Origin of the sequence: Enterobacter sp. SST3 (genome assembly GCF_000286655.1) — a bacterium.
In the GTDB taxonomy this organism is placed as follows: Bacteria; Pseudomonadota; Gammaproteobacteria; order Enterobacterales; family Enterobacteriaceae; genus Enterobacter; species Enterobacter roggenkampii.
The window spans coordinates 167,329-193,522 of the sequence record NZ_ALNS01000023.1 but is presented as its reverse complement, the minus strand read 5'-3'; the positions used below and the strand labels follow the sequence as shown (position 1 = coordinate 193,522).

The following is a 26,194-nucleotide window of genomic DNA, read 5'->3' as shown; positions in this document are numbered from 1 at the left end:
TTTTACGGTATAGTAATTTTTTCTTTACGATTGCTGTAAAAATAAATCCACAATACACGCATAATGGTTCGCTATGTCACATAACACCCGACCTCTGAATCGACAGGACTACAAAACCCTCACGCTCGCGGCCTTAGGCGGTGCGCTGGAGTTTTACGACTTCATTATCTTCGTCTTCTTCGCTGCCGTAGTGGGGGAGCTCTTCTTCCCGGCAGATATACCGGAGTGGCTGCGTCAGGTGCAAACCTTCGGCATTTTTGCTGCCGGGTATCTGGCGCGTCCGCTGGGCGGCATTATTATGGCCCACTTTGGCGATCTGGTCGGGCGTAAAAAGATGTTTACCCTCAGCATCCTGCTGATGGCGGTCCCCACGCTGGCCATTGGTCTGCTGCCCACCTATGCCTCGATGGGCATTCTCGCGCCGCTGCTGCTGTTGCTGATGCGCGTGCTTCAGGGCGCGGCGATTGGCGGTGAAGTGCCGGGCGCGTGGGTGTTTGTCGCAGAGCATGTTCCGGCGCGCCGCATTGGTATCGCCTGTGGAACCTTAACCGCGGGGCTGACCATCGGGATCCTGCTCGGCTCGGTGGTCGCCACCATTGTGAATACCAGCATGACGCAGCAGGCCGTACACGACTGGGGTTGGCGTATTCCGTTCCTGCTGGGCGGGGCGTTTGGCCTGGTTGCGATGTACCTGCGCCGCTGGCTGCAGGAGACACCGATTTTCCTCGAGATGCAGCAGCGTAAAGCGCTGGCGCAGGAGCTGCCGGTGAAGGCGGTTGTGGTACGTCATAAAAAGGCGGTGGTGGTGTCGATGCTGCTCACCTGGCTACTCTCGGCCGGGATTGTGGTGGTGATATTGATGTCTCCGGTGTGGCTGCAAAAGCAGTACGGTTTCGCCCCAGCCGTGACGCTACAGGCGAACAGTATCGCGACAATCATGCTCTGCTTTGGCTGTCTGGCCGCCGGGCTGGCGGCAGATCGTTTCGGGGCCAGCGTTACCTTTATTGTCGGCAGCCTGTTACTGGCCGCTTCAAGCTGGGCGTTTTACCATCTGGCAGGCAGCCATCCTGAACAGTTGTTCCTGCTGTACGGCGTGGTAGGGCTGTGCGTGGGCGTTGTCGGCGCGGTGCCTTACGTCATGGTGCGCGCGTTCCCGCCGGAGGTTCGCTTCACCGGGATCTCATTTTCCTACAACGTGTCGTATGCCATTTTCGGTGGGCTGACGCCGATTGCGGTGACGGTCCTGATGGGCGTGTCTCCCATGGCTCCGGCCTGGTACGTGCTGGCGCTGTCGGTGATGGGGCTGGTATTGGGATTTTGGCTTCGTCAGGCGGGGGGATGTCGTGCCCGCCAGGCGGGCACGACAGAGGGATCAGTGTTTTTCACCAATCGGTAGCACGGTGCGGTCAAACTGCTCGTTCAGCACTTCACCCATTGCCAGGTAGATAGCGCTTGCGCCGCAAACCAGACCAATCCAGCCGGCAACGTGAACGATGCCTTCGTTATCCACCAGGTGACCGATTGCCAGCAGGGCAAACAGCACGGTCAGGCTCAGGAAGACGAACTGCAGCATGCGGTTGCCTTTCAGAGTACCGAAGAACATGAACAGGGTGAAGACGCCCCACAGGCCCAGGTAGACGCCCAGGAAGTGGGCGTTTGCCGCGTCTGCCATGCCCATTTTAGGCAGCAGCAGAATGGCGACCAGGGTCAGCCAGAAAGAACCGTAAGAGGTGAAGGCGGTTAAGCCGAAGGTATTGCCTTTCTTATATTCCAGCAGGCCCGCAAAGATTTGCGCGATACCGCCATAAAAAATGCCCATCGCCAGGATGATGCCATCCATCGGGAACATCCCGATATTGTGCAGGTTCAGCAGAATAGTGGTCATGCCAAAACCCATCAGGCCCAGCGGAGCCGGATTAGCCAACTTAGTGTTGCCCATAAGTCCTCAAAAAAATCATCATTAATATGGTGAAATGGTTAAACCCGCGTCAGTTCTCCCTGACGGGGCGCGGCATCATAATGGGCGCAATCGATGGCGTCTATGATCTCATCAGGGTGAAATTAAAATTTTTTTTATGCTTGCCCCTTGATGGATGCCGTCGCGACCCCATCTTGTAGTCAACCGCAGTGTGTGGACCTGAAAAAAATCAAATCTGGGCAGTTGAAAAAGCACGTTCTGCCCTTATTACAGGTACACAACCACATGTTGACTGAATTTTTAGTGGAGACGTTTAGATGGGTAAAATTATTGGTATCGACCTGGGTACTACCAACTCTTGTGTAGCGATTATGGATGGCACTACTGCACGCGTGCTGGAGAACGCCGAGGGCGATCGCACCACGCCTTCTATCATTGCTTATACCCAGGACGGTGAAACTCTGGTTGGTCAGCCGGCTAAACGTCAGGCAGTGACAAACCCGCAAAACACTCTGTTTGCGATTAAACGCCTGATCGGTCGCCGCTTCCAGGACGAAGAAGTTCAGCGTGACGTTTCCATCATGCCTTACAAAATCATCGCGGCAGATAACGGCGATGCATGGCTTGATGTGAAAGGCACCAAAACGGCACCACCGCAGATTTCTGCTGAAGTGCTGAAAAAAATGAAGAAAACCGCGGAAGATTACCTGGGTGAGCCGGTAACTGAAGCTGTTATCACCGTTCCTGCATACTTCAACGATGCTCAGCGTCAGGCAACCAAAGATGCTGGCCGTATCGCAGGTCTGGAAGTAAAACGTATCATCAACGAACCAACCGCGGCTGCTCTGGCTTACGGTCTGGATAAAGAAGTCGGCAACCGTACTATCGCGGTTTACGACCTGGGTGGTGGTACCTTCGATATCTCTATTATCGAAATCGACGAAGTTGACGGCGAAAAAACCTTCGAAGTTCTGGCAACCAACGGTGATACCCACCTGGGTGGTGAAGACTTCGATACCCGTCTGATCAACTACCTCGTTGACGAGTTCAAGAAAGATCAGGGCATTGACCTGCGTAACGACCCGCTGGCTATGCAGCGCCTGAAAGAAGCCGCTGAGAAAGCGAAGATCGAACTGTCTTCCGCTCAGCAGACCGACGTGAACCTGCCGTACATCACTGCAGACGCGACCGGTCCTAAACACATGAACATCAAAGTGACCCGTGCGAAACTGGAAAGCCTGGTAGAAGACCTGGTGAACCGTTCTATCGAGCCGCTGAAAGTTGCTCTGCAGGACGCTGGCCTGTCCGTGTCTGATATCAACGACGTTATCCTCGTTGGTGGCCAGACCCGTATGCCAATGGTGCAGAAGAAAGTGGCTGAGTTCTTTGGTAAAGAGCCACGTAAAGACGTTAACCCGGACGAAGCAGTGGCTATCGGTGCTGCGGTTCAGGGTGGCGTACTGACCGGTGAAGTGAAAGACGTACTGCTGCTGGACGTTACCCCGCTGTCTCTGGGTATCGAAACCATGGGCGGTGTGATGACTGCGCTCATCAACAAAAACACCACCATCCCAACCAAGCACAGCCAGGTGTTCTCTACCGCTGAAGACAACCAGTCTGCGGTAACCATCCATGTGCTGCAGGGTGAGCGTAAGCGTGCGGCGGATAACAAATCTCTGGGTCAGTTCAACCTGGACGGTATTAACCCGGCACCGCGCGGCATGCCACAGATCGAAGTCACCTTCGACATCGATGCTGACGGTATCCTGCACGTGTCTGCGAAAGACAAAAACAGCGGTAAAGAGCAGAAGATCACCATCAAGGCATCTTCTGGTCTGAACGAAGCGGAAATCGAAAAAATGGTTCGCGATGCCGAAGCTAACGCGGAATCCGACCGTAAGTTCGAAGAGCTGGTTCAGACCCGCAACCAGGGTGACCATCTGCTGCACAGCACCCGTAAGCAGGTTGAAGAAGCAGGCGATAAACTGCCAGCGGAAGACAAGACTGCTATCGAAGCTGCACTGAGTGCGCTGGAATCCTCACTGAAAGGTGAAGATAAAGCGGACATCGAAGCGAAGATGCAGGAACTGGCACAGGCTTCTCAGAAGCTGATGGAAATCGCTCAGCAGCAGCACGCTCAACAGCAGGCGGGCGCTGACGCTTCGGCGAACAATGCGAAAGACGACGACGTTGTCGACGCTGAGTTCGAAGAAGTTAAAGATAAAAAATAATCGCCCTGATGCAGGGTAATTAATCGGCACGGGCGTAGGAGAACTCTCCACGCCCGTGCTCGCATGTTAAGGGGCTTAAAAAAACCAATGGCAAAGCAAGACTATTACGAGATTTTAGGCGTTCCGAAAACTGCGGAAGAGCGTGAAATCAAAAAGGCGTATAAGCGCCTGGCCATGAAATTCCACCCGGACCGTAATCAGGGTGACAAAGAGGCTGAAGCCAAATTTAAAGAGATCAAAGAAGCCTACGAAGTCCTGACCGATGCACAAAAACGTGCAGCCTATGACCAGTACGGTCACGCAGCCTTTGAACAGGGCGGCATGGGCGGCGGTGGATTCGGTGGCGGCGGCTTTGGCGGCGGTGCCGACTTCAGCGATATCTTTGGCGATGTCTTCGGCGACATCTTCGGCGGTGGGCGTGGTCGTCAGCGCGCGGCGCGCGGCGCGGATCTGCGCTACAACATGGATCTGACGCTGGAAGAGGCCGTTCGCGGTGTTACCAAAGAGATCCGTATTCCGACGCTGGAAGAGTGTGACGTCTGCCACGGCAGCGGCGCGAAAGCGGGTACTCAGCCGCAGACCTGTCCAACCTGTCACGGCTCCGGTCAGGTCCAGATGCGTCAGGGCTTCTTCGCGGTACAGCAGGCCTGCCCTCACTGTCACGGTCGCGGTACGCTGATTAAAGATCCGTGCACCAAATGCCACGGCCACGGTCGCGTTGAGAAAACCAAGACCCTGTCCGTTAAAATCCCGGCTGGCGTGGATACGGGCGACCGCATCCGTCTGGCGGGTGAGGGTGAAGCTGGTGAACACGGCGCACCGGCAGGCGATCTGTACGTTCAGGTGCAGGTGAAACAGCACGCTATCTTCGAGCGCGAAGGGAATAACCTGTACTGTGAAGTGCCGATCAACTTCGCGATGGCGGCTCTCGGCGGCGAAATCGAAGTGCCGACGCTGGATGGTCGCGTCAATCTGAAGATCCCGGGCGAGACCCAGACCGGTAAGCTGTTCCGCATGCGCGGGAAAGGCGTTAAATCCGTTCGCGGTGGTGCGCAGGGCGACCTGCTGTGCCGCGTCGTCGTGGAAACGCCGGTTGGCCTGAACGATAAGCAGAAACAGCTGCTGAAAGAGTTGCAGGAAAGCTTTGGTGGTCCGACGGGTGAGAAAAACAGCCCGCGTTCCAAAAGCTTCTTCGATGGCGTCAAAAAATTCTTCGATGATTTGACCCGCTAATCCGTTAGCTGGTTTTCATCTTCAAAAAGCCCGGAAGCGATTCCGGGCTTTTTTTATTTACGGTTATTGCTCGGTAAAAGTGAATCTATACTCAATATTAATCTGTTTTTGCCGAGCTATTTGGCTTGGTATTATGGTTTTATCGAGGTATTGTTGTAAAAGAGAGAACTTAAATGAAATTACTACACCGTTTCTTTAGCAGTGAGGCGTCCGGTGGCGTGCTCCTGATTATTGCCGCAGCGGCCGCGATGGTGCTGGCTAATCTTGGCATCACGCGGGATCTCTATCATGCATTTCTGGAAACGCCCGTTGAGCTGAAGGTCGGGGCGCTGGAAATTAACAAGAACATGCTGCTGTGGATCAACGATGCGCTGATGGCGGTGTTCTTCCTGCTGGTGGGGCTTGAAGTTAAGCGTGAGCTGGTTCTGGGCTCGCTTGCCAGCCGCCAGCGCGCGGCGTTCCCGGTCATTGCCGCGCTCGGTGGGATGGTGGTGCCGGCGCTGCTCTTCCTGGCGTTCACCTGGCAGGATCCGGTTGCACGTCACGGCTGGGCGATCCCGGCCGCGACGGATATCGCCTTTGCGCTCGGGGTGCTGGCCTTGCTGGGAAGCCGCGTGCCGGTTGCGCTGAAAATCTTCCTGATGGCGCTGGCGATCATCGATGACCTTGGCGCCATTGTGATTATCGCGCTGTTCTACACCAGCGATCTGTCGATCCTGTCTCTGAGCGTGGCTGCCGGAGCGATTGCGGTGCTGGCGCTGCTGAACATCTTTAATGTGCGCCGCATCGGTATCTACATCCTCGTGGGGATGGTGCTGTGGACAGCGGTGCTGAAATCCGGCGTGCACGCCACGCTGGCTGGGGTGATCGTCGGCTTCTTCGTGCCGCTTAAGCCGCAGAACGGCAAGTCGCCGGCCAAACAGCTGGAGCATGTGCTGCACCCGTGGGTCGCCTTTATGATCCTGCCCCTGTTTGCGTTTGCCAATGCCGGGGTTTCGCTGGGCGGCGTGACGCTGGACGGGCTGACGTCCGTGCTGCCGCTGGGCATTATTGCCGGTCTGTTTATCGGTAAGCCGCTGGGTATTAGCCTCTTTTGCTGGCTGGCGACGAAACTGAAGCTGGCGTCATTGCCGCACGGCACCACGTTTAAGCAGATTATGGCCGTCGGCGTGCTGTGTGGAATAGGGTTTACGATGTCGATCTTTATCTCGACGCTGGCGTTTGGCGCGCATGCGCCTGAGCTGATCGTCTGGGCGAAACTCGGCATTCTCATCGGGTCATTACTGGCCGCCGTAATTGGTTATACCTTGTTGAAGGTGAAATTGTCCGGACAGGCCGTCCAGGCATAACGGAACACCGGGAGGAGGCGATCCTTCTCCCGAAACACACTCAAGGAGCGAAGACGCGATGTCTCATTTGAATTACAACCATCTTTACTACTTCTGGCACGTCTATAGACAGGGCTCGGTGGTCGGGGCTGCAGAGGCGCTCTACCTGACGCCGCAAACCATCACCGGGCAAATCAAGGCGCTGGAAGAACGTTTGCAGGGCAAGCTGTTCAAGCGTAAGGGGCGCGGGATTGAACCCAGCGAGCTGGGTGAGTTGGTTTTCCGCTACGCGGACAAAATGTTTACCCTTAGCCAGGAGATGCTGGATATCGTCAACTACCGCAAAGAGTCGAACCTGCTCTTTGATGTTGGCGTGGCGGATGCGCTGTCCAAACGGCTGGTGAGCGGCGTGCTGGATGCGGCGGTGGTCGAAGACGAGCAAATCCACCTGCGCTGCTTTGAATCCACTCACGAGATGCTGCTGGAACAGCTGAGCCAGCACAAGCTGGACATGATTATCTCGGATTGTCCGATCGACTCCACGCAGCAGGAAGGGCTGTTCTCGGTGAAAATTGGGGAATGCGGCGTGAGCTTCTGGTGCATTAATCCGCCGCCGGAGAAACCCTTCCCGGCCTGCCTGGAAGAGCGTCGACTGCTGGTGCCGGGAAGACGTTCCATGCTGGGGCGCAAGCTCCTGAACTGGTTTAACTCGCAGGGGCTGAACGTGGAAATCCTCGGCGAATTTGACGATGCGGCGCTGATGAAAGCCTTTGGTGAAGCGCACAACGCCATCTTCGTTGCGCCGACGCTCTACGCGCACGATCTCTATTCGGACGACAAGATTACGGAGATAGGCAGAGTGGATAACGTGATGGAGGAGTATCACGCCATCTTTGCTGAAAGGATGATTCAGCATCCGGCGGTACAGCGAATCTGTAACCGTGACTACTCGGCGCTGTTTACGCCACCGGCAATCTGAAGATATAAAAAAACCCGCGTTAAGCGGGTTCTTTTAAAACAAGCAACAACAAGCGGCGATTAAGCCAGTTTGTTGATCTGCGCGGTCAGGTTTGCTTTATGACGCGCTGCTTTGTTTTTGTGGATCAGACCTTTAGCAGCCTGACGATCCACGATTGGTTGCATTTCGTTAAATGCGTTCTGCGCAGCAGCTTTGTCGCCAGCTTCGATAGCTGCGTATACTTTCTTGATGAAAGTACGCATCATAGAGCGACGGCTTGCATTGTGCTTACGAGCCTTTTCAGACTGAATAGCACGTTTCTTAGCTGATTTGATATTAGCCAAGGTCCAACTCCCAAATATGATCTATGTGGACAATTCAAAGGCCGAGGAATATGCCCTCTATACCTTCTTTTGTCAATGGATTTGTGCAAATAAGCGCCGTTAATGTGGCGACGCTACGTTACGTAGTGATGGCGCAGGATTCTACCAGCTTGTTGTCCGTGAATACAGCTTTTCGGCATAAAAATCGCAGTTCGCGAGCAGATTTTTTCGCTGCGAAAGGTCAGCCTGATGAAATCATTACGGCTTTCTGTTTTGCACGAACAATCGCCGGTTAACCTTAACCGCTGTACAAGGTATACTTTGGCGATTTTCACTGTTTTGAGCCAGACATGAAGCTGATACGCGGCATACATAATCTCAGCAGAGCCCCGCACGGGTGCGTGCTGACCATTGGTAATTTCGACGGCGTGCATCGTGGTCATCAGGCGCTGTTGCAGGGATTGCGTAAAGAAGGGGAGGCCCGCGGCCTGCCCGTTGTAGTGATGCTTTTCGAACCGCAGCCGCTGGAGCTGTTTGCGGGCGATAAATCTCCCGCCCGTCTTACACGCCTGCGCGAGAAGTTGCGCTATCTGGCTGAGTCCGGCGTGGACTATGTATTGTGCGTACGTTTCGATCGCCGCTTTGCCGCGCTGACAGCACAAAATTTCGTCAGCGACCTGCTGGTGAAGCGTCTTGGCGTGCAGTTTCTTGCCGTGGGCGATGATTTCCGCTTTGGCGCTGGTCGTCAGGGTGATTTCTTGCTATTACAGAAGGCTGGTCTGGAGTACGGTTTTGACGTCACCAGCGCGATGACCTTCTGTGAAGGCGGCGTGCGCGTCAGCAGCACGGCAGTGCGGCAGGCGCTGGCCAACGATGAACTGGATACGGCAGAAAACCTGCTGGGACATCCGTTCACCATCTCTGGTCGCGTGGTCCATGGCGATGCGCTGGGCCGCACGATAGGTTTCCCGACGGCGAATATACCGCTGCGTCGTCAGGTTTCCCCGGTTAAAGGGGTCTATGCGGTAGAAGTGGCAGGACTGGGCGATAAGCCGTTCTACGGCGTCGCCAATATTGGCACGCGTCCGACCGTTGCCGGTGTGCGTCAACAGCTAGAAGTGCACCTGCTGGACGTTGTAATGGACCTGTATGGTCGCCATATAGATGTGATACTGCGTAAAAAAATACGCAACGAGCAGCGATTTGGTTCGCTGGATGAACTCAAAGCGCAAATTGCGCGAGATGAATTAACAGCCCGCGAGTTTTTTGGGCTTTGAACCCGGCTTAACTGCCTACGTGATAAATACGGAACCGAGAATCTGATGAGTGACTATAAATCAACCCTGAATTTGCCGGAAACAGGGTTCCCGATGCGCGGCGATCTCGCCAAGCGTGAACCGGGAATGCTGGCGCGTTGGACCGATGATGACCTGTACGGCATCATTCGTGCAGCCAAAAAAGGCAAAAAAACCTTCATTCTGCATGATGGCCCTCCCTATGCGAATGGCAGCATTCATATTGGTCACTCTGTAAACAAGATTCTGAAAGACATTATCGTGAAGTCCAAAGGACTCGCGGGATATGACTCGCCTTACGTTCCGGGCTGGGACTGCCACGGCCTGCCAATCGAGCTGAAAGTTGAGCAGGAATTTGGCAAGCCTGGTGAGAAATTCACCGCCGCTGAGTTCCGTGCGAAGTGCCGCGAATACGCAGCCACCCAGGTTGACGGTCAGCGCGCTGACTTCATCCGTCTGGGCGTACTGGGCGACTGGTCGCATCCGTACCTGACCATGGACTTCAAAACCGAAGCCAACATCATCCGTGCGCTGGGCAAAATCATCGGTAACGGCCACCTTCACAAAGGCGCGAAGCCGGTGCACTGGTGCGTGGACTGCCGTTCTGCGCTGGCAGAAGCGGAAGTGGAGTATTACGACAAAACCTCTCCATCTATCGACGTAGCCTTCCATGCCGTCGATCAGGATGCGGTGAAAGCCAAATTTGGCGTGTCGTCCGTTAACGGCCCGATCTCGCTGGTGATCTGGACCACCACCCCGTGGACCCTACCAGCCAACCGCGCGATCTCCCTATCCGGTGAGTTCGAATACGCGCTGGTGCAGATTGACGGCCAGGCGGTTATCCTGGCGAAAGATCTGGTTGAAAGTGTGCTGAAGCGCGCGCACATCGCCGATTACACCGTGCTGGGCACAGTTAAAGGCGACGCGCTGGAGCTGATGCGCTTCAAACACCCGTTCCTGGACTTCGACGTTCCGGCGATCCTGGGCGACCACGTAACGCTGGACGCGGGTACCGGTGCGGTACATACCGCCGGTGGCCACGGTCCTGACGACTACAACATCAGCCTGAAGTACGGTCTGGAAATCGCTAACCCGGTGGGGCCGGACGGCTCCTACCTGCCTGGCACCTACCCGGCGCTGGACGGCATCAACGTCTTCAAAGCGAACGACATTATTGTCGACATGCTGCGCACCAGCGGCGCGCTGCTGCACGTTGAAAAAATGCAGCATAGCTATCCGTGCTGCTGGCGTCACAAGACGCCAATCATCTTCCGTGCGACCCCGCAGTGGTTCGTCAGCATGGATCAGAAGGGCCTGCGCGAGCAGTCTCTGAAAGAGATCAAAGGCGTGCAGTGGATCCCGGACTGGGGCCAGGCGCGTATCGAATCCATGGTGGCTAACCGTCCTGACTGGTGTATCTCCCGTCAGCGTACCTGGGGCGTGCCGATGTCGCTGTTCGTGCATAAAGAGACGCATGAGCTGCACCCGAACACCCTGGAACTGATGGAAGAAGTGGCGAAGCGCGTCGAAGTTGACGGCATCCAGGCGTGGTGGGATCTCGACGCCCGTGACATCCTGGGCGCTGATGCTGACAACTACGAGAAAGTGCCGGATACCCTGGACGTATGGTTCGATTCCGGGTCTACCCACTCCTCCGTGGTTGACGTGCGTCCGGAGTTTGCCGGTCACGCTGCCGATATGTATCTGGAAGGGTCTGACCAACACCGCGGCTGGTTCATGTCATCTCTGATGATCTCTACCGCCATGAAGGGTAAAGCGCCTTACCGTCAGGTACTGACTCACGGCTTCACCGTGGATGGTCAGGGCCGTAAGATGTCTAAATCTATCGGTAATACCGTTTCTCCGCAGGATGTGATGAACAAGCTGGGCGCAGACATTCTGCGTCTGTGGGTGGCGTCGACCGACTACACCGGCGAAATGGCGGTGTCTGACGAGATCCTGAAACGCGCTGCCGACAGCTATCGTCGTATCCGTAACACCGCGCGCTTCCTGCTGGCGAACCTGAACGGGTTTGATCCGGCAAAAGACATGGTGAAACCGGAAGAGATGGTGGTGCTGGACCGCTGGGCGGTAGGCTGCGCGAAAGCGGCGCAGGAAGATATCCTGAAGGCCTATGAGTCTTATGACTTCCACGAAGTGGTGCAGCGCCTGATGCGCTTCTGCTCCATCGAGATGGGCTCGTTCTACCTCGACATCATCAAAGACCGCCAGTACACCGCGAAAGCGGACAGCGTGGCGCGTCGTAGCTGCCAGACCGCGCTGTTCCATATCGCAGAAGCGCTGGTACGCTGGATGGCGCCGATCATGTCCTTCACCGCGGATGAAATCTGGGGTTACCTGCCGGGCGATCGTGAGAAGTATGTCTTCACCGGCGAATGGTACGAAGGTCTGTTCGATCTCTCCAGCACCGAAGCGATGAACGATGCCTTCTGGGACGAGCTGCTGAAAGTGCGTGGCGAAGTGAACAAGGTTATCGAGCAGGCGCGTGCTGATAAGAAAGTCGGCGGCTCTCTGGAAGCGGCGGTGACCCTGTACGCGGAGCCAGAGCTGGCGGCGAAGCTGACGGCGCTGGGCGATGAATTACGATTTGTCCTGTTGACCTCCGGTGCGAAAGTTGCGGATTATGCTGACGCGTCTGCTGATGCTCAGCAGAGCGAACTGCTCAAAGGACTGAAAGTCGCGCTGAGCAAAGCCGACGGTGAGAAATGCCCGCGTTGCTGGCATTACACCACCGATGTCGGTCAGGTGGCGGAACACGCAGACATCTGCGGACGCTGTGTAAGCAACGTCGCCGGTGACGGCGAAAAACGTAAGTTTGCCTGATGAGTAAAACTCTCTGTTCAACAGGACTGCGCTGGCTGTGGCTGGTTGTGGTGGTGCTGATTATCGATCTGGGCAGCAAGTTCCTGATCCTCCAGAACTTTGCTCTGGGGGAGACGGTGCCGCTGTTCCCGTCGCTTAACCTGCACTACGCGCGCAACTACGGTGCGGCGTTCAGTTTCCTTGCCGACAGCGGTGGCTGGCAGCGCTGGTTCTTTGCGGGTATCGCTCTCGGTATCTGCGTGATCCTGGCGGTGCTGATGTACCGCTCGAAGGCAACGCAAAAGCTGAATAACATCGCCTACGCGCTGATCATTGGCGGCGCGCTGGGCAACCTGTTTGATCGCCTGTGGCACGGCTTTGTGGTCGATATGATCGACTTCTACGTCGGCGACTGGCACTTCGCGACCTTTAACCTCGCCGATAGCGCCATTTGCATCGGTGCGGCGTTAATCGTGCTGGAAGGCTTCTTGCCTAAACCGGCCGCGAAAGAGCAGGCGTAAGCATCAATGCCGGGTGGCGCTACGCTTACCCGGCCTACAGAATTTGTGGCTTCCCGTAGGCCCGGTAAGCGTAGCGCCACCGGGCAACAGGTGACCCAAAACAAGCGAGCAATTTGCATGTCTAAATCCGTACAGAGCAACAGCGCGGTTCTCGTTCACTTTACGCTGAAGCTGGATGACGGCTCAACGGCTGAATCCACCCGCAATAACGGCAAACCGGCCCTGTTTCGTCTTGGTGATACCTCCCTGTCTGAAGGCCTTGAACAGCAGCTTCTCGGTCTGAAAGAGGGTGAGAAAAAAGCCTTTTCGCTGGAGCCGGATGCCGCGTTTGGCGTGCCAAGCCCGGATCTGATCCAGTATTTCTCCCGTCGTGAGTTTATGGACGCGGGTGAACCGGAGATCGGGGCAATTATGCTCTTTACCGCTATGGACGGCAGCGAAATGCCTGGCGTGATCCGCGAAATCAACGGCGACTCGATTACCGTTGACTTCAACCATCCGCTTGCCGGGCGTACCGTTCATTTTGATGTTGAAGTGCTGGAAATCGATCCGGTACTGGAGGCCTGAAATGCAGATCCTGTTGGCTAACCCGCGCGGCTTTTGCGCCGGTGTAGACCGCGCTATCAGCATTGTTGAAAACGCGCTGGAGATTTACGGCGCGCCGATTTATGTGCGTCACGAAGTGGTGCATAACCGCTACGTGGTCGACAGCCTGCGCGAACGCGGTGCCATCTTTATCGAGCAGATCAGCGAAGTGCCTGACGGTGCGATCCTGATCTTCTCCGCGCACGGCGTCTCTCAGGCGGTCCGTAACGAAGCGAAAAGTCGCGATCTGACCGTCTTTGATGCGACCTGTCCGCTGGTAACCAAGGTGCATATGGAAGTGGCGCGCGCCAGCCGTCGCGGTGAAGAGTCGATTCTGATTGGCCACGCCGGTCACCCGGAAGTTGAAGGCACCATGGGCCAGTACAGCAACCCGGAAGGGGGAATGTATCTGGTAGAGTCGCCGGAAGATGTCCTGACGCTGAACGTGAAGAACGAATCCCGTCTGTCGTTTATGACCCAGACGACGCTCTCCGTCGACGATACCTCAGACGTGATTGACGCCCTGCGTCAGCGCTTCCCGAAAATCGTCGGGCCGCGCAAGGATGACATCTGCTACGCCACCACCAATCGTCAGGAAGCGGTGCGCGCGCTGGCTGAACAGGCGGACGTGGTGCTGGTGGTCGGCTCTAAGAACTCCTCCAACTCTAACCGTCTGGCTGAACTGGCACAGCGAATGGGGAAGGCGGCGTTCCTGATCGACGATGCCACGGATATTCAGGAAGCGTGGGTTAAAGACGCGGCCTGCGTTGGCGTGACGGCCGGGGCGTCCGCGCCGGATATTCTGGTACAAAACGTCATTTCCCGTCTGCAGGAGCTGGGCGGCGGCGAAGCGGTGCCGCTGGAAGGACGTGAAGAGAACATTGTTTTCGAAGTGCCGAAAGAACTGCGCATCGACGCCCGCGAAGTCGAATAGTCCCTTTTCTGATGAAAGGCCAGCACCTCCTGTGCTGGCCTTTTTTTTACCCGTTACTTTATCGTGACGACAAAATCATGTCTTTTACTGATATTTAAGTCGGTTTCACGTTAAATTCTAATTATTGGTGTTTTCAGTTGGCAGTGCTCAGAAAGGCTGGTTAATCTGAAAACGGTTTACATCATTTTAACGTAAGAGAATAACTATGCATGATGCACAGATCCGTGTCGCCATTGCGGGCGCGGGTGGACGTATGGGCCGTCAGCTGATTCAGGCGGCACTTCAGATGGATGGCGTAGCACTTGGCGCGGCGCTGGAGCGTGACGGTTCATCACTTCTGGGGACCGATGCTGGTGAGCTGGCGGGCGCGGGAAAGACCGGCGTAACCGTACAAAGCAGCCTGGATGCGGTTAAAGAGGACTTCGATGTCTTCATCGATTTTACCCGCCCGGAAGGGACGCTCGCGCATCTGGCATTTTGCCGCCAGCACGGCAAGGGGATGGTGATCGGCACCACCGGTTTTGACGATGCGGGCAAGCAGGCTATCCAGGATGCATCCAAAGAGATTGCGATTGTCTTCGCCGCAAACTTTAGCGTGGGGGTTAATGTCATGCTGAAGCTGCTGGAGAAGGCCGCGAAGGTGATGGGCAACTACACCGATATTGAGATTGTTGAAGCTCACCACCGCTATAAGGTTGATGCGCCATCCGGCACGGCGCTGGCGATGGGCGAAGCGATTGCTCATGCACTTGATAAAGATTTAAAAGACTGTGCGGTCTATGCCCGCGAAGGCCACACCGGGGAACGCGTGCCAGGCACCATTGGTTTCGCAACCGTCCGGGCGGGTGACATCGTCGGCGAACATACCGCGATGTTCGCCGATATTGGCGAGCGCGTCGAAATTACGCATAAAGCGTCCAGCCGAATGACGTTTGCCAATGGTGCCGTTCGATCCGCTTTGTGGCTGAAAGAGAAAAAAAATGGTCTTTTTGATATGAGAGATGTGCTGGATCTCAACAATTTGTAAGCATTATTACCCATCGTGATGTGGTTATTGCAGTCGTAATCATTTGATTGCATAGGGCAATAATTTATTGCCCTTTTATTTTATCCGTTTCGTGCTCATTTTGTTTTTTTATCCTTGAAAGTATAGTTATTCCCCTTGATTTTCGTTACTTAAATGTAAATTTTGACCATTTGGTCCACTTTTTGATGCTGTGCCGACTCATTTTTCATTAAACCCGGTGCGCAAGCGTTTTCCGTAGTGATTTACCTGATCTTTTTGTCGCTTAAGCTTCACTCACCTCGTCAGATACGCAAAAGACTAAACAAAATGTCGGTTTTAAGTTGACTTTTACCCACCAAATCTCCAGAATGCCGCCGTTTGCCAAAAATCCGCTGGCAACACATTTGCATTGATCCATGACATGGTTATGAATTAATATGCAAATAAAGTGAGTGAATATTCTCTGGAGGGTGTTTTGATTAAGTCAGCGCTATTGGTTCTGGAAGACGGAACCCAGTTTATCGGTCGGGCCATAGGGGCAACGGGTTCGGCGGTTGGGGAAGTCGTTTTCAATACTTCAATGACCGGTTATCAAGAAATCCTCACTGATCCTTCCTATTCTCGCCAAATCGTTACTCTTACTTATCCTCATATCGGCAATGTCGGCACCAATGCGGCTGACGAAGAATCCTCTCAGGTACATGCGCAAGGCCTTGTCATTCGTGACCTGCCGCTGATTGCCAGCAACTTCCGCAACACTGAAGATCTCTCTTCTTACCTGAAGCGCCATAACATCGTGGCGATTGCCGATATCGATACCCGTAAGTTAACGCGTCTGCTGCGCGAGAAGGGTGCACAGAACGGCTGCATCATCGCAGGTGATAACCTCGATACGACGCTGGCGCTGGAAAAAGCGAAAGCTTTCCCGGGCCTGAACGGCATGGACCTGGCGAAAGAAGTGACTACCGCTGAAGCCTACAGCTGGACTCAGGGTAGCTGGACGCTGGAAGGCGACCTGCCGGAAGCGAAAAAAGAGAGCGAGCTGCCGTTCCACGTGGTGGCCTACGATTTTGGCGCCAAGCGCAACATCCTGCGCATGCTGGTTGACCGCGGCTGCCGCCTGACGGTAGTGCCTGCACAAACGTCTGCCGAAGAAGTGTTGAAGATGAATCCGGACGGTATTTTCCTGTCCAACGGTCCTGGCGACCCGGCACCGTGCGATTACGCCATCGCCGCCATCAAGTCCTTCCTGGAAACCGACATCCCGGTATTCGGCATCTGCCTCGGCCATCAGCTGCTGGCGCTGGCGAGCGGTGCGAACACCGTCAAGATGAAGTTCGGCCACCACGGTGGTAACCACCCGGTGAAAGATATCGATAACAACACGGTGATGATCACCGCGCAAAACCACGGCTTCGCCGTCGATGAAGCCTCAATGCCGGCTAACCTGCGCGTGACCCATAAGTCGCTGTTCGATGGCACCCTGCAGGGGATTCATCGCACCGATAAGCCAGCATTCAGCTTCCAGGGCCACCCGGAAGCGAGCCCGGGCCCGCACGACGCCGCGCCGCTGTTCGATCACTTCATCGAACTCATCGAGCAATACCGTAAGACCGCTAAATAATCAGGAGCCGAGAAGACAATGCCAAAACGTACAGACATAAAAAGCATCCTGATCCTTGGCGCTGGCCCGATCGTTATCGGCCAGGCCTGCGAATTCGACTACTCCGGCGCGCAGGCGTGTAAAGCCCTGCGTGAAGAGGGCTACCGCGTCATCCTGGTGAACTCTAACCCGGCCACCATCATGACCGACCCGGAAATGGCTGATGCAACCTACATCGAGCCGATTCACTGGGAAGTGGTACGTAAAATCATCGAAAAAGAGCGCCCGGATGCGGTGCTGCCGACCATGGGCGGCCAGACGGCGCTGAACTGCGCGCTGGAGCTGGAGCGTCAGGGCGTGCTGGCCGAGTTCGGCGTGACCATGATTGGCGCGACCGCCGACGCGATTGATAAAGCCGAAGACCGTCGCCGCTTCGACGTGGCGATGAAGAAAATCGGCCTCGACACCGCGCGCTCCGGTATCGCACACAACATGGAAGAAGCGCTGGCCGTTGCGGCTGAAGTGGGCTATCCGTGCATCATCCGTCCATCGTTCACCATGGGCGGCACCGGCGGCGGTATTGCCTACAACCGCGAAGAGTTCGAAGAGATTTGCGAACGCGGTCTGGATCTTTCCCCAACCAAAGAGCTGCTGATTGATGAATCGCTGATTGGCTGGAAAGAGTACGAGATGGAAGTGGTGCGTGATAAAAACGACAACTGCATCATCGTCTGCTCCATCGAAAACTTCGATGCGATGGGTATCCACACCGGCGACTCCATCACCGTTGCGCCAGCCCAGACGCTGACCGACAAAGAGTATCAAATCATGCGTAACGCCTCGATGGCGGTACTGCGTGAAATCGGCGTGGAAACCGGCGGTTCTAACGTGCAGTTCTCCGTAAACCCGAAAACCGGCCGTCTGATTGTTATCGAAATGAACCCGCGCGTGTCCCGTTCCTCCGCGCTGGCCTCTAAAGCGACCGGCTTCCCGATTGCGAAAGTGGCGGCGAAACTGGCGGTGGGTTATACCCTCGACGAGCTGATGAACGACATCACCGGTGGCCGCACCCCTGCGTCCTTCGAGCCGTCCATCGACTACGTTGTGACTAAAATTCCACGCTTCAACTTCGAGAAATTTGCCGGCGCCAACGACCGCCTGACCACCCAGATGAAATCCGTCGGTGAAGTGATGGCGATTGGCCGCACGCAGCAGGAATCCCTGCAGAAAGCGCTGCGCGGCCTCGAAGTGGGCGCGACCGGCTTTGACCCGAAAGTGAGCCTGGACGACCCTGAAGCGCTGACCAAAATCCGCCGCGAGCTGAAAGACGCGGGTGCGGAGCGCATCTGGTACATCGCCGATGCCTTCCGTGCCGGCCTGTCCGTCGACGGCGTGTTCAACCTGACCAACATCGACCGCTGGTTCCTGGTACAGATTGAAGAGCTGGTGCGTCTGGAAGAGAAAGTGGCAGAGCTGGGCATCAACGGCCTGGACGCAGACTTCCTGCGCATGCTGAAGCGTAAAGGCTTCGCCGATGCGCGCCTGGCTAAACTGGCGGGCGTGCGCGAAGCGGAGATCCGCAAGCTGCGCGACCAGTACGACCTGCACCCGGTTTACAAGCGCGTCGACACCTGTGCGGCAGAGTTTTCTACCGACACCGCGTACATGTACTCCACCTATGAAGACGAGTGCGAAGCGAATCCGTCAGTTGACCGCGACAAGATTATGGTGCTGGGCGGCGGTCCAAACCGTATCGGCCAGGGCATCGAGTTCGACTACTGCTGCGTACACGCCTCGCTGGCGCTGCGTGAAGACGGTTACGAGACCATCATGGTCAACTGTAACCCGGAAACCGTCTCCACCGACTACGACACCTCTGACCGCCTCTACTTCGAGCCGGTGACCCTGGAAGACGTGCTGGAAATCGTGCGCATCGAGAAGCCAAAAGGCGTTATCGTGCAGTACGGTGGTCAGACTCCGCTGAAGCTGGCGCGCGCGCTGGAAGCGGCAGGCGTACCGGTTATCGGGACCAGCCCGGATGCGATTGACCGCGCGGAAGACCGCGAGCGTTTCCAGCAGGCGGTTGACCGTCTGAAGCTGAAACAGCCAGCGAACGCCACGGTGACGGCCATCGAACAGGCCGTAGAGAAGGCGAAAGAGATTGGCTACCCGCTGGTGGTGCGTCCTTCCTACGTCCTGGGCGGCCGCGCGATGGAAATCGTCTACGACGAAGCCGACCTGCGTCGTTACTTCCAGACGGCGGTGAGCGTCTCCAACGATGCACCAGTGCTGCTCGACCGCTTCCTCGACGATGCGGTAGAAGTGGACGTTGACGCCATCTGCGACGGCGAAATGGTGCTGATTGGCGGCATCATGGAGCATATCGAGCAGGCGGGCGTGCACTCCGGCGACTCTGCCTGTTCTCTGCCAGCGTACACCCTGAGCCAGGAAATTCAGGACGTGATGCGCCAGCAGGTGCAGAAGCTGGCCTTCGAGCTGCAGGTTCGCGGCCTGATGAACGTCCAGTTCGCGGTGAAAGACAACGAAGTCTACCTGATTGAAGTCAACCCGCGTGCGGCACGTACCGTCCCGTTCGTCTCTAAAGCCACCGGCATTCCGCTGGCGAAAGTGGCGGCGCGCGTGATGGCAGGCCAGACGCTGGCACAGCAGGGCGTGACCAAAGAGATCATTCCACCGTACTACTCGGTGAAAGAAGTGGTGCTGCCGTTCAACAAATTCCCGGGCGTTGACCCGCTGTTAGGGCCAGAAATGCGCTCAACCGGGGAAGTGATGGGCGTGGGCCGCACCTTCGCAGAAGCGTTTGCCAAGGCGCAGCTGGGCAGCAGCTCGACCATGAGAAAATCGGGCCGTGCGCTGCTCTCTGTTCGCGAAGGCGATAAAGAGCGCGTGGTTGACCTTGCGGCCAAGCTGCTGAAGCAGGGCTTTGAGCTGGACGCGACCCACGGTACGGCAATTGTGCTGGGCGAAGCGGGTATCAACCCGCGTCTGGTGAACAAGGTGCATGAAGGTCGTCCGCACATTCAGGATCGTATCAAGAATGGCGAATACACCTACATCATCAATACCACCGCAGGCCGCCAGGCGATTGAAGACTCCAAGCTGATTCGCCGCAGCGCGCTGCAGTACAAAGTGCACTACGACACCACCCTGAACGGCGGTTTCGCAACGGCCATGGCGCTGAATGCGGATGCTACCGAGAAGGTGATTTCGGTTCAGGAAATGCACGCGCAGATTAGCAAGTAAGTAAAAATGCCCGGTGCCGTTCGGTTGCCGGGCATTCACCCCATCTTCAGAACCTTCTGGTTTTTCATCCTCTTTCAGTCAGTTAGCCTAAAATTGTTAGGTCGATAACGAAATTCAACTGAGAGCAGGGGAAAACACCATGCAAAATAAATTACTGATCGCCACCCTTCTTGCCGCCACTGCAACGTTTACCGTCGCGGGCTGTTCCTCTAACCAGGCAGTGAAAACCACCGATGGCAAAACCATTGTCACCGACGGAAAACCACAGGTCGATGACGATACCGGTCTGGTGTCGTATAAAAATGCGGAAACGGGTCAGACCGAGCAGATCAACTGCGATCAGGTGAAATCAATGGGCGAGTTGGATAACTAATAAAAAAAGCCGTGGCGTTTGCCACGGCTTTTAGTCTTTCAGGAAAGATTACCAGCGGTGGTTCAGCAGGATATGACCGCCATAAGCAGCATAGCTGTTCTCACCCCACTCGCCGCTGGCGCGCAGGGAGAGCGTCGTGGTTTCGTTCAGGTTGCCGGTGACGCCCAGCTCTAACTGACCGCGATCTTCCGGCGTATCGTTGCTGACGGTCTCGCCGTTAAACGCCAGATCGTTCTGACCTGCGCCTTTCAGCCAGTTCACGGCAACGTACGGCTGCCAGGCTTTCACGTCTTTCTGTTCGAAGTAGCTTGATTTGACGCCCAGACGACCAAACAGACCGTCGTTGTCCAGCGTGGTAATCCGCACGCCGTCGCGATCGGTATGGTTTTCCTGATCCAGATAGCTGTAGATAACCTGCGCCTGAGGTTCGATTTTCCAGGTGCGCTCATTTTCTGAATCAATCACCCATGCATGGCCCACTTCGACGGATGCCGCGAAGCCCTCACTGTCGTAATCTTCATCATTACGGTTGCTGGTCACTTTATTGTTGTACCAGCTATAGGCGGCCCAGGTATCAACGTAGCTGCCCAGACGCAGCTTCTGATCTTCCTGCCTGGTTGCATACAGGCCGACGTTAAAGCCATCCACTTTGCCCTGCGCATCACGTACGTTGTGTTTTGCATCAGAGTGGGTCTTCGCCTGGCCTGCCCCGAACATGCCACCCGCACGCAGGATGCCGTTGTCCATTGGCTTACTCATGAAGTCGCTGCCTACCTGAAGGACAGTGGTGGTGGTGTCATAGCTGACTTTGTCACCGCCCGCATTGTTTTCATGGTAGCGGCCTTTGACGTACATCCAGGTGTTAAGATCTTCCTCGTTACGGAAGGTGATCTGATCGCGATCGTCACGCTTGTGCAGGAACATGCTCTGCGCGGCAAGGTAGTTACCTAAGTAAGCGCCGACCTCAGGAGCCATGACTTCGGGACCGCTATTGCTGCCGTTGTCGGTGTTACCACCGTTGTCAGTGTTACTGCCGTTGTCGGTGTTACTGCCGTTGTCGGTGTTACTGCCGTTGTCGGTGTTACTGCCGTTGTCGGTATTACCGCCATTGTCGGTGTTACTGCCGTTGTCGGTATTACCACCGTTGTCGGTATTATTGCCGTTGTCGGTATCGTCTGCCGGAATGTCTGATGGCGTTGCCTTCGATTCCAGATACCAGTTTCCGTCGCCGTGCTGATAAAGATTATACTCATACGCACCCGCAACAACCGGTTTTGCCAGGGTGAGCTGAGCTTCTGAACTGCCGCCAACTCTGACAATTTCCATCCCGTTTACGGTTTGCGCGCCCAGCCCCCCCATGTTGCTGACGCTGACCCCGGATTGGCCAAAGCTGCTCCCGGTGATGGTGAGATGGTCGGTTGGTGCATTATCCTCACCGAGCGTACTGTTTAACACGATCTGGCTGCCCGCGGAGCCGGTATAGTCGCCGTTAATGGTGAAATTGTTGCCAACGCTGTTATTGGCGGCGCTGAGCAACAGTTTGCCGCCATTAGCCACGTTGCCGTTGATAGTATCAACGCCGGCAGCGCTGAGCGTGGCGTTACCCTGGACTGCATTCCATGCCGCCAGCGTACCGCCCGCCAGAACATGAATGTTATTGTTCACTTCACCCGCAGTAGCAAACGTAGCGCCATTTTCAACGGTGACGGTGGCGTTACTGTTCTTTACGCCGAGCGTAGCACCATTAGCGACCAGGGTGGTGCCGCCGTGCAGAACAGTATCGCCCGTGTAGCTGTTCTTGCCGGTGAGGGTCAGGGTGTGTGAATCTACTTTCTCAACCTTGCCGCTACCGGTCATATCGGTGGCGAAAGTGGAATTGTTGCCCTGATTAAATATTACCGTACCGTTGTTTTTCAGGCCGCCACTGAGCGAAGCTGTTTTTTGGCCATTGCCTAATTGTAGAGAGGCATCTTTAGTAACCAGCGTATTGCCGCTATTAGAGACGGTTCCCGCCAGCGTTAAATCACCGCTGTTAACCTGAAGGGAATCGCCAGAACCGATCACGTCGAGATCGCCCGTCAGCGTCCAGCTTTCACCCTCCATTTTGACAGAGGCAAAACCGTCTCCCTTATTCAGGCCAACAAAATTGCTGTCTTCTATTCCGGCACCAACCAGCGTGAGGCTATTTCCCGTTGAGCCGGTAGAGATCACATCACCGTTGAACGAGGAACCGGTATTGAGTACCAGCGTATTATTTTTATTACTGGCAAAGGAGATTGCCGTATTGCCGCCACCGATTGAACCACTGTTTATGATGTCGACTTTAGCGGTATTCGTTACGTTGATTCCGTGCTGAAGGCCCTCTACGGTACCCGTGTTCGTGAGCTTAATATTGCCATCGCTCAGGGTAATACCGTCAACTTCTGTACCCTTGATGGTGCCAGCGTTATGAATGGCAACACCTACTTCAGCATTAAGACCTGATTTGCCTTTAATAAGACCGGTAGCGGTATTGGAAATACTGACAGCAGATGAGTTTTTACTGACGAAAACACCATTTTCAGCCGCAGTAATATTCCCTTTGTTAATCAAGTCCCCTTGCATGGTATCAATATTAACACCTGTCGCTGAAGTAGAGGAAATTGTCGCCCCTTCCTCGTTATTCACTACTAAACGTTGTGCTCCAGTGCTAATATCAAGTCCATTCCCGTAACCAGAAATATTTCCCATATTTTCAACGTTTGAAACATCAATCCCATTGACCGACACGGCAGCTTCATTCCCGGAAGAGGTTATCGTAACGTCTTTATTAATGACGTATTCAGCGTCGGTGGAGAAGTTTTGTGGAATTGAGGTTGATTGGTCAATCGTGCTGGCAAAAGCGACGGCGGGGGTGAATAACAATAGGGCAGGAAAGAGACTTCCCAGAGTTTTAGTCGTTTTATTGAGTCTGAAATGTTTGTTGCTCATTTACACATCCATTTGAATTAGAAAGGCGCGATACGACGTATTAAAATTACGTCAGTATGCGGAGAAAAAGAATGAGCTCGCTACAAAGAGCGTAAAATTATTATTTTTTCAATGTTTTATGTATAGATCGATTTATTAAATAATTATTTTAGATTTTCTTAAAATATCTCATTCCTTTATGGATTGAAGTGAGATATTCACATCCTGGATTTTTTGGAGAGGAAAAATCGTCCAACGAATGATGATTACCAATAGCTGCGCTTTCCTTTTCATGGCTGCTGCGCCCCTTTCACCGGGCGGGTTAACTGTCTACACTCACTGCTACAAGAAGAGAAGAAGACAGGCCATTTGATGATACTCATAATTTATGCGCACCCCTATCCGCAGCACTCGCATGCGAATAAGCGGATGCTTGAGCAGGTAAGGACGCTTGAAAACGTCGAGATACGTTCCCTCTATCAACTCTATCCCGATTTCAACATCGATATTGCCGCCGAACAGGAGGCGCTCTCCCGTGCCGATCTGATCGTCTGGCAGCATCCCATGCAGTGGTACAGCACGCCCCCGCTCCTGAAATTATGGATTGATAAAGTCTTCTCCCACGGCTGGGCGTATGGCCACAATGGCCATGCCCTAAAAGGGAAAAGCCTGATGTGGGCGGTCACCACGGGTGGAGGGGAAAGCCACTTTGATATTGGTTCCTTCCCGGGGTTTGAGGTTCTGGCACAGCCGCTGCAGGCGACCGCACTTTATTGCGGGCTGAACTGGCTCCCGCCTTTTGCGATGCACTGCACCTTTGTCTGCGACGATGAAACGCTGCAGGCGCAGGCGCGCCATTATAAACAACGCTTACTTGAGTGGCAGGAGGCGCACCATGGATAGCCATACGCTGATACAGGCGCTGATATACCTCGGCGCGGCGGCGCTGATTGTGCCCGTGGCGGTTCGCCTGGGACTGGGCTCTGTTCTCGGCTATCTGATTGCGGGCTGCGTCATTGGGCCGTGGGGCTTTCGACTGGTGACGGATGCAGAGGCAATCCTCCATTTCGCTGAAATCGGCGTTGTGCTGATGCTCTTTGTGATTGGTCTGGAACTCGATCCGCAGCGCCTGTGGAAGCTTCGCGCCTCGGTGTTTGGCGGCGGGGCGCTGCAGATGGTGGCCTGCGGCCTGCTGCTGGGTGGGTTCTGCATCCTGCTGGGCATGGACTGGAAAGTGGCAGAGCTTATCGGCATGACGCTGGCGCTCTCCTCGACCGCCATTGCCATGCAGGCCATGAACGAGCGCAATCTGACGGTCTCCCACATGGGACGCAGCGCGTTCTCGGTGCTGCTGTTCCAGGACATTGCCGCTATCCCGCTGGTGGCGATGATCCCACTGCTGGCGGCCAGCGGTTCCGCCACGACGCTGGGGGCGTTTGCGCTGTCGGCATTAAAAGTGGTGGGGGCGCTGGCGCTGGTGGTGCTGCTTGGTCGCTACGTCACCCGTCCGCTGCTGCGGTTCGTTGCCCGCTCGGGCCTTCGCGAAGTGTTCAGCGCCGTGGCGCTGTTCCTGGTGTTTGGCTTCGGTCTGCTGTTGGAGGAGGCCGGGCTGTCGATGGCGATGGGGGCCTTCCTGGCGGGCGTTCTGCTGGCGAGTTCTGAATACCGTCACGCGCTGGAAAGCGATATCGAGCCGTTTAAAGGCTTGCTGCTGGGGCTGTTTTTCATCGGCGTGGGGATGTCCGTCGACTTCGGCACGCTGGTGACGCATCCGCTGCGGATCGTCGTCCTGCTGGTCGGCTTCCTGATCATTAAAATGGCGATGCTGTGGCTGATTGCGCGTCCGCTCAAGGTGCCGAATAAGCAGCGCAACTGGTTTGCGGTTCTGCTGGGGCAGGGGAGCGAATTTGCGTTTGTGGTCTTTGGCGCAGCACAGATGGCAAACGTCCTCGACCCAGAATGGGCGAAAGCGCTGACGCTCGCGGTCGCGCTGTCGATGGCCGCGACGCCTATTCTGCTGGTGGTGCTGACGCGTCTGGAAAAATCGGGTAGCGAGCAGGAGCGCGAAGCCGATGAAATTGACGAAGAGCAGCCGCGCGTCATTATTGCCGGATTTGGCCGCTACGGGCAGATCGTTGGCCGTCTGCTGCTGTCCAGCGGGGTGAAAATGGTTATCCTCGATCACGACCCCGACCATGTCGATACCCTGCGAAAATTTGATATGAAGGTGTTTTACGGCGATGCGACCCGCGTCGATCTGCTGGAATCTGCCGGGGCGGCAAAAGCGGAGGTGTTGATTAACGCCATTGACGATCCGGAGACCAGCATGCAGATGGTGGAAATGGCGAAAGAACATTTCCCGAATCTGACCATCATTTCCCGCGCCCGCGATGTGGATCACTATATCCGGCTGCGGCAGGCGGGGGTAGAAGCACCGGAGCGTGAAACCTTTGAAGGCGCGCTGAAGTCTGGCCGCATGGCGCTGGAAAATCTGGGGCTCGGCGCGTACGAAGCGCGCGAGCGTGCGGACCTGTTCCGCCGCTTTAATACTGAGATGGTGGAAGAGATGGCGGCGATGGCCGGGAGTACGGCCACCGAGCGTGCGGCGGTGTTTAAACGCACCAGCGCGATGCTGACGGAAATCATTAACGAGGACCGTAATCACCTGTCGCTGATCCAGCGTCACGGCTGGCAGGGAACGGAAGAGGGCAAGCATACCGGGGATCCGGCTGACGAACCGGAGAGTAAACCTTCCGCGTGAAGTGGAGTTGCCAGCAATAATAAAAAATTTCTTTATCTTTACCCTGCCGCCAGTCGACGAAAGATTAAGCTTTCCGTATAGTGGCGGCA

Annotated in this window: 19 protein-coding genes and 1 pseudogene; 17 read left to right on the top strand and 3 right to left on the bottom strand. The window is 55.5% G+C overall.

The features are described from left to right. The first annotated feature begins 73 nt into the window (after positions 1-73). Positions 74-1,396, top strand: a complete 1,323-nt coding sequence (locus B498_RS07690; protein ID WP_008502043.1) for an MFS transporter — start codon at positions 74-76, stop codon at positions 1,394-1,396. Here B498_RS07690 and satP read toward each other — a convergent pair. Continuing rightward, on the bottom strand, positions 1,373-1,939 hold the full coding sequence (gene satP, locus B498_RS07695) for an acetate uptake transporter (RefSeq protein ID WP_008502042.1): 567 nt from the start codon (positions 1,937-1,939) through the stop codon (positions 1,373-1,375). The two genes, B498_RS07690 and satP, sit on opposite strands and share 24 nt — an antisense overlap. Before the next feature lie 296 nt (positions 1,940-2,235). Here satP and dnaK point away from each other — a divergent pair, with 296 nt between their 5' ends. The 4 genes from dnaK (at position 2,236) to nhaR (ending at position 7,689) form a co-directional block, all read left to right on the top strand. Beyond that, a complete protein-coding gene (gene dnaK / locus B498_RS07700; RefSeq protein WP_008502041.1) occupies positions 2,236-4,149 on the top strand; it encodes a molecular chaperone DnaK in 1,914 nt (637 codons plus the stop codon). A gap of 87 nt (positions 4,150-4,236) precedes the next feature. Continuing rightward, complete coding sequence (dnaJ, locus tag B498_RS07705; RefSeq protein ID WP_008502040.1) at positions 4,237-5,382, top strand: molecular chaperone DnaJ; 1,146 nt, start codon at positions 4,237-4,239, stop codon at positions 5,380-5,382. 173 nt (positions 5,383-5,555) lie between these two features. Further along, the gene (nhaA, locus tag B498_RS07710) at positions 5,556-6,731 is read left to right on the top strand and encodes a Na+/H+ antiporter NhaA (protein ID WP_008502039.1); all 1,176 of its coding nucleotides are present in this window, start codon (positions 5,556-5,558) and stop codon (positions 6,729-6,731) included. Positions 6,732-6,789: 58 nt separating this feature from the next. Beyond that, positions 6,790-7,689 carry a transcriptional activator NhaR gene (gene nhaR, locus B498_RS07715; protein WP_008502038.1) on the top strand — a complete coding sequence of 300 codons (900 nt, stop codon included), beginning with the start codon at positions 6,790-6,792 and terminating at the stop codon, positions 7,687-7,689. Between the two features lie 59 nt (positions 7,690-7,748). On the opposite strand, the gene rpsT is transcribed toward nhaR, so the two are convergent. Then, positions 7,749-8,012, bottom strand: coding sequence for a 30S ribosomal protein S20 (gene rpsT / locus B498_RS07720; protein ID WP_008502037.1), 264 nt, complete (start codon positions 8,010-8,012; stop codon positions 7,749-7,751). A gap of 115 nt (positions 8,013-8,127) precedes the next feature. Between rpsT and B498_RS23390 the strand changes: the two are divergent. The 10 genes and pseudogenes from B498_RS23390 to B498_RS07765 form a co-directional block, all read left to right on the top strand. After that, positions 8,128-8,334: pseudogene (locus B498_RS23390) on the top strand (DUF2575 domain-containing protein); the annotation flags it as partial. A 7-nt stretch (positions 8,335-8,341) separates the two neighbouring features. After that, the gene (gene ribF, locus B498_RS07725; protein WP_008502036.1) at positions 8,342-9,268 is read left to right on the top strand and encodes a bifunctional riboflavin kinase/FAD synthetase; all 927 of its coding nucleotides are present in this window, start codon (positions 8,342-8,344) and stop codon (positions 9,266-9,268) included. Positions 9,269-9,313: 45 nt separating this feature from the next. Continuing rightward, entirely contained in the window at positions 9,314-12,130 is a 2,817-nt protein-coding gene (gene ileS / locus B498_RS07730; RefSeq protein ID WP_008502035.1) for an isoleucine--tRNA ligase, read from the top strand. After that, positions 12,130-12,630 carry a signal peptidase II gene (gene lspA / locus B498_RS07735; protein ID WP_008502034.1) on the top strand — a complete coding sequence of 167 codons (501 nt, stop codon included), beginning with the start codon at positions 12,130-12,132 and terminating at the stop codon, positions 12,628-12,630. The genes ileS and lspA overlap by 1 nt, the downstream gene beginning before the upstream one ends. Before the next feature lie 117 nt (positions 12,631-12,747). Then, positions 12,748-13,197: an FKBP-type peptidyl-prolyl cis-trans isomerase gene (fkpB, locus tag B498_RS07740; protein ID WP_008502033.1), complete on the top strand. Its 450-nt coding sequence runs from the start codon at positions 12,748-12,750 to the stop codon at positions 13,195-13,197. Between the two features lies 1 nt (position 13,198). Further along, positions 13,199-14,149, top strand: coding sequence for a 4-hydroxy-3-methylbut-2-enyl diphosphate reductase (ispH, locus tag B498_RS07745; RefSeq protein ID WP_008502031.1), 951 nt, complete (start codon positions 13,199-13,201; stop codon positions 14,147-14,149). Positions 14,150-14,354: 205 nt separating this feature from the next. Beyond that, positions 14,355-15,176 carry a 4-hydroxy-tetrahydrodipicolinate reductase gene (dapB, locus tag B498_RS07750; protein WP_008502030.1) on the top strand — a complete coding sequence of 274 codons (822 nt, stop codon included), beginning with the start codon at positions 14,355-14,357 and terminating at the stop codon, positions 15,174-15,176. 454 nt (positions 15,177-15,630) lie between these two features. Beyond that, positions 15,631-16,779, top strand: coding sequence for a glutamine-hydrolyzing carbamoyl-phosphate synthase small subunit (gene carA, locus B498_RS07755; RefSeq protein ID WP_008502029.1), 1,149 nt, complete (start codon positions 15,631-15,633; stop codon positions 16,777-16,779). An 18-nt stretch (positions 16,780-16,797) separates the two neighbouring features. Then, the gene (gene carB, locus B498_RS07760; RefSeq protein WP_008502028.1) at positions 16,798-20,022 is read left to right on the top strand and encodes a carbamoyl-phosphate synthase large subunit; all 3,225 of its coding nucleotides are present in this window, start codon (positions 16,798-16,800) and stop codon (positions 20,020-20,022) included. Between the two features lie 139 nt (positions 20,023-20,161). Beyond that, positions 20,162-20,395 carry a YgdI/YgdR family lipoprotein gene (locus B498_RS07765; RefSeq protein WP_008502027.1) on the top strand — a complete coding sequence of 78 codons (234 nt, stop codon included), beginning with the start codon at positions 20,162-20,164 and terminating at the stop codon, positions 20,393-20,395. A 48-nt stretch (positions 20,396-20,443) separates the two neighbouring features. Here B498_RS07765 and B498_RS07770 read toward each other — a convergent pair whose 3' ends face one another. Beyond that, on the bottom strand, positions 20,444-23,365 hold the full coding sequence (locus tag B498_RS07770) for an autotransporter outer membrane beta-barrel domain-containing protein (RefSeq protein WP_008502026.1): 2,922 nt from the start codon (positions 23,363-23,365) through the stop codon (positions 20,444-20,446). Between the two features lie 351 nt (positions 23,366-23,716). Here B498_RS07770 and kefF point away from each other — a divergent pair, with 351 nt between their 5' ends. Continuing rightward, positions 23,717-24,247: a glutathione-regulated potassium-efflux system oxidoreductase KefF gene (gene kefF, locus B498_RS07775; protein ID WP_008502025.1), complete on the top strand. Its 531-nt coding sequence runs from the start codon at positions 23,717-23,719 to the stop codon at positions 24,245-24,247. Beyond that, positions 24,240-26,105, top strand: coding sequence for a glutathione-regulated potassium-efflux system protein KefC (kefC, locus tag B498_RS07780; protein WP_008502024.1), 1,866 nt, complete (start codon positions 24,240-24,242; stop codon positions 26,103-26,105). The genes kefF and kefC overlap by 8 nt, the downstream gene beginning before the upstream one ends. Positions 26,106-26,194: the final 89 nt, after the last annotated feature.